At 49.6% G+C, this 4,115-nt stretch carries 4 protein-coding genes; all 4 read right to left on the minus strand.

What is annotated here, in order from left to right; genetic code table 11:
- On the minus strand, positions 1 to 1,071 hold a 1,071-nt coding region (locus tag STRDD11_RS00085), incomplete at its 3' end, for a primosomal protein N' family DNA-binding protein (RefSeq protein WP_128835285.1).
- A 66-nt stretch (positions 1,072 to 1,137) separates the two neighbouring features.
- Positions 1,138 to 1,452, minus strand: a complete 315-nt coding sequence (rpoZ, locus tag STRDD11_RS00090) for a DNA-directed RNA polymerase subunit omega (protein WP_128834178.1) — start codon at positions 1,450 to 1,452, stop codon at positions 1,138 to 1,140.
- 25 nt (positions 1,453 to 1,477) lie between these two features.
- Positions 1,478 to 2,110 carry a guanylate kinase gene (gene gmk / locus STRDD11_RS00095; RefSeq protein WP_206512663.1) on the minus strand — a complete coding sequence of 211 codons (633 nt, stop codon included), beginning with the start codon at positions 2,108 to 2,110 and terminating at the stop codon, positions 1,478 to 1,480.
- Between the two features lie 229 nt (positions 2,111 to 2,339).
- The gene (locus STRDD11_RS00100; protein WP_128834181.1) at positions 2,340 to 3,953 is read right to left on the minus strand and encodes a ribonuclease Y; all 1,614 of its coding nucleotides are present in this window, start codon (positions 3,951 to 3,953) and stop codon (positions 2,340 to 2,342) included.
- Positions 3,954 to 4,115 lie beyond the last annotated feature (162 nt).

Raw genomic sequence — 4,115 nt, forward strand, 5'->3', positions numbered from 1 at the left:
GCGCCACTCATCATACTTCTCGCCGTCAGACAAGCCCGAATGCAAAATGGCCACCTGATTGCCAAACCGTGAGATAAAACGGTCGGTAACCTGCGGCGTCAGAGAAATCTCCGGCACCAGCATGATTGCAGTTTTCCTTTGAGCCAGCGCTTCTGCAATGACCTGCAGATAAACCTCTGTCTTGCCGCTGCCCGTGACCCCTTCCAGCAGAACCGGCCGAACCTGAGGCTGACCGATTTTCTCTGTGATGGCCGCGACCGCTGCAGCCTGCTCCGCATTTAAGGTCAGACTTTGCTGCTGTCGCTCCTTCTGGAAGTAAGCAGCAGAACGGCTGACCTCTCTTTCCTCGACAATCACCAATCCTTCTTTGACAAAGTAATGGACAATATCGCGTGAAAAGTTTTGGCGCAAATCGGCCAGCAGCCGACTGTCTTGCTGGTCCAGCAGCACTTCTTTCAAGGCTTGCTTTTTCTTAGCGGCTCGGGGCAGGTCATGGTCTTGCAGGGCAGCATGGTTGACTTGGTACCATTTTTCGGTCTTAATATGTTTTTTATCCGTCGCCTGGTATTCCAGCCGCAGTTTGCCTGAACGGGTCAGCCGCATGGCTCTGGCCTGACTGCTTTTATCCAGGTCTGAAAAGCGGAGGCTGTCTGCCCGGCCCAATAGGCTCTCTCTTTCTTGAGGAGACAGCTCTTCAGTCGCATAAAGAATCTTATCATAGCTGGAATTAAGAAGGCTGGGCAGCATCGCTTTAAGAATAGAAATTTTAAAAGAAAAAACCGATTTGCGCAGCTGGTCGGCCAGCCAAAGCTGTTCCTCGTTCAGGACTGGACTGAAGTCCAGAACTTCCGCAATATCCTTAAAGCCTTCAACCTCCTCTCCGGCAGTTTCAGGCTCTTCCTCCCCGAAAGCTACAATCAGACCCTGAATCAAGCGATTCCCTTTGCCGAAAGGCACATGGACCCGCATCCCCGCTTCCAGCATACCGGCAAATTCCTCCGGAATAGCATAGCTGTAGGGTTTATCTGTCTGCATCAGAGGAATATCCACAATAATCTTGGCAACCCGCATCCGCTCACCTCCTCTACAAGTCACTGCGGTCCTTTACAGAAAAAATAAGATTGAGCAGCCCCAACCTTAAATCTTCTCACCTTCTTCTTTTTCTTTCGCAATCTGCTCTTTAATCTTGCGTTCTTCTTCTTCCCTGCGCAGGCGTTCTTCTTCTGCACGGCGGCGCACTGCTTCACGCTTGCCTTCTGGATCCGGGTGAATGACCACATTGCCCGCTTCAATCTCTTCCAGAGCGCGGAGCGTGGATTTGACGGATTTGAACTCCTGAGTGCCGGCAGCTCCCGCTTCCAACTCATGAGCGCGTTTGGCTTCCAGGATGACCAAGGAATACTTTGACGGCACCTTGTCCAGCAAAGTGTCAATAGACGGTTTTAACATCATAATTTTCTACCTAATTTCTAACTTTCTAGCGAATTATTGTTTCTTCTTTTGGAAGCATATCCTGGTAACGGCCGATGACCCGGTCCACCCGGAAATGCTCTGCTTCAATCACGCGTTTGACCCGTTCAGCAGCCAGAGGCACCTGATCGTTGACAATAGCGTAGTCATATTCCCTCATGAGGGCAATCTCCTCCTTGGCTTTCTCAATCCGCTGGGCAATGATTTCTGCACTGTCCGTACCGCGGCCGACCAAGCGGTCTTTCAGTTCTTCCAAGTCTGGAGGAGTCAGGAAAATAAAAACAGCATCCGGCACTTTTTTCTTGACCTGAAGAGCTCCCTGAACTTCTATTTCCAGAAAAACATCAACACCCTTGTCCAAGGTCTCATTAACATAGGTCAAGGGAGTGCCGTAGTAATTGCCGACATACTCTGCATACTCCAGCATCTGTCCCTGACGGATCAGCTCTTCAAACTCCTCACGCGTCCGGAAAAAATAATCAATCCCGTCTACTTCCCCAGGCCGCTGGGAACGGGTTGTCATGGACACTGAGTACTGAAACTGATTGTCAGTGCTTTCAAAAATTTCCCGTCTGACCGTACCCTTGCCTACACCAGAGGGGCCCGAAAAGACGATTAGTAAGCCTCGTTCCGTCATCATGTCTCCTTCGCTGTCTTTCTATCTAGTGTAACAGAATTGGGCCGATATTTCAAGGGGCTGAGAACAATGTATGCTATTCTATCACACCGGCTGTATGATTTTTAATGGCACAGGCAGAAAAAGCAAGTCAGACAGACTCCCCTGCCAGCCACACCATCGTAAGCAGCTCTGACAAGGGACCGTATAAAAAGCCAAAAGAAAGCAATCTGCTGCCAGACTGCTCTCCTCTTTATTTAGCGTAGTCCACTGCCCGCATTTCGCGGATAACAGTGACCTTGATATTCCCTGGATATTCCAGATTGTTTTCGATTTTTTCACGAACATCGTGAGCTAAAATCGTCACCTTGTCATCCTTGACCCGCTCAGGCTGAACCATGATGCGAATTTCGCGGCCGGCCTGCAGGGCAAAGCTGTTCTTCACTCCATCAAAGCTGTTGGCAATTTCTTCCAAGTCTTGAAGACGCTTGATATAGCTTTCAAGAGACTCGCTGCGGGCACCCGGACGGGCTGCACTGAGGGCATCAGCTGCGGCAACAATGACGGCAATCACACTCTCAGCCTCAACATCGCCGTGGTGGCTGGCAATAGTATTGACAACAATCGGATGCTCTTTGTACTTGCGAGCCAGCTCTGTCCCAATCTCTACGTGGCTGCCTTCCACTTCCCGGTCAATGGCCTTGCCGATGTCATGGAGGAAGCCGGCCCTGCGGGCCAGATTGGCATTTTCGCCAAGCTCACCGGCAATAGCACCGGAGAGTTTTGCCACTTCAATAGAATGACGCAGGACATTTTGTCCGTAGGAAGTGCGGAACTGCAGGCGTCCCATGATTTTCATCAAATCTGGGTGCAGGTTCGGTGCACCGATTTCATAAGCTGCAGCTTCGCCGTACTCACGGATGCGATTGTCAATTTCCAGACGGTTTTTCTCCACCAGCTCCTCAATGCGGGCCGGATGGATGCGCCCGTCTTTCAGCAAGGCTTCCATGGTCATACGGGCAATCTCGCGGCGAATAGGGTCAAAACCTGAGAGCGTGACCACTTCAGGCGTATCATCAATGATGACATCAATTCCTGTCAGACTTTCAAACGTCCGAATATTGCGGCCCTCTCGGCCGATAATCCGCCCCTTCATGCTGTCATCCGGCAAATGCACTGTTGAGTTGGTCTGCTCAGCGACATAATCGCCGGCAACCCGCTGCATAGCCTGAACCAAAATATTCTTGGCGACCTTGTCAGACCGCTCCTTAATATCCTGCTCGGCATCCCGAATCCTAGTCGCAATCTCTTTGGAAAGCTTGTCTTCGGTCTGCGTCAAAATAATGTCACGCGCTTCTGTCTGTGACAGCGATGCAACTCGCTCTAATTCAGCATCTTTCTGCTTTTCGAGCTCCGCTACTTGCTCTGCACGCGCATCAATGTGTTTAGATTTATCTGAAAGACTTTGTTCCTTGTGTTCCAAGGCTTTTTCTTTGTTGGTTAAATTATCATCTTTCCGATCAAGATTTGTCGCCCGTTCAGCCAAACGGCTTTCGAGCTGTTTCAACTCCTGACGTTCAGATTTAAATTCTGCCTCAACTTCTTCACGATATTTTCTGGCTTCTTCTTTTGCCTCCAAAAGTGCTTCTTTTTTAAGCGAATTCGTTTCCCGCTTAGCTTCCTTGACAATCAAATCAGCCTCGCGTTCTGCTTGTCCGCGTAAATTGGTTGCTTCTTGTTCAGCATTTAAAAGAGTAAGTTCTGCGGCTTCTTTTGATGATTTCATCTTGACCGAGACACCTACATATCCAATCACTAAACCAATGATGGCAGCAAAAACAGACATAGCTATAGAAAGTAAGTCCATGTTTTCACTCCAAATCTATTTAAGAACCCCTGTTCACAGCTGACTTTCCCATCAAAAAACTTCTTCCCTGACAGCCGGCATGAAAGAGCTGCAGGACCGGTGCCAGAGCTCTTGGCTCTGCCAGCCCGCAGTGCTTTCTGAATTGCAGGATTCAGAAAGCAG

This window comes from Streptococcus sp. DD11 (genome assembly GCF_001578865.1).
In the GTDB taxonomy this organism is placed as follows: Bacteria; Bacillota; Bacilli; order Lactobacillales; family Streptococcaceae; genus Streptococcus; species Streptococcus panodentis.

Bases quoted from the DNA above. Each gene is read 5' to 3' on its own strand.
- rpoZ (WP_128834178.1), bottom strand. From the start codon at position 1,452: ATGATGTTAAAACCGTCTATTGACACTTTGCTGGACAAGGTGCCGTCA.
- gmk (WP_206512663.1), bottom strand. From the start codon at position 2,110: ATGATGACGGAACGAGGCTTACTAATCGTCTTTTCGGGCCCCTCTGGT.
- STRDD11_RS00100 (WP_128834181.1), bottom strand. From the start codon at position 3,953: ATGGACTTACTTTCTATAGCTATGTCTGTTTTTGCTGCCATCATTGGT.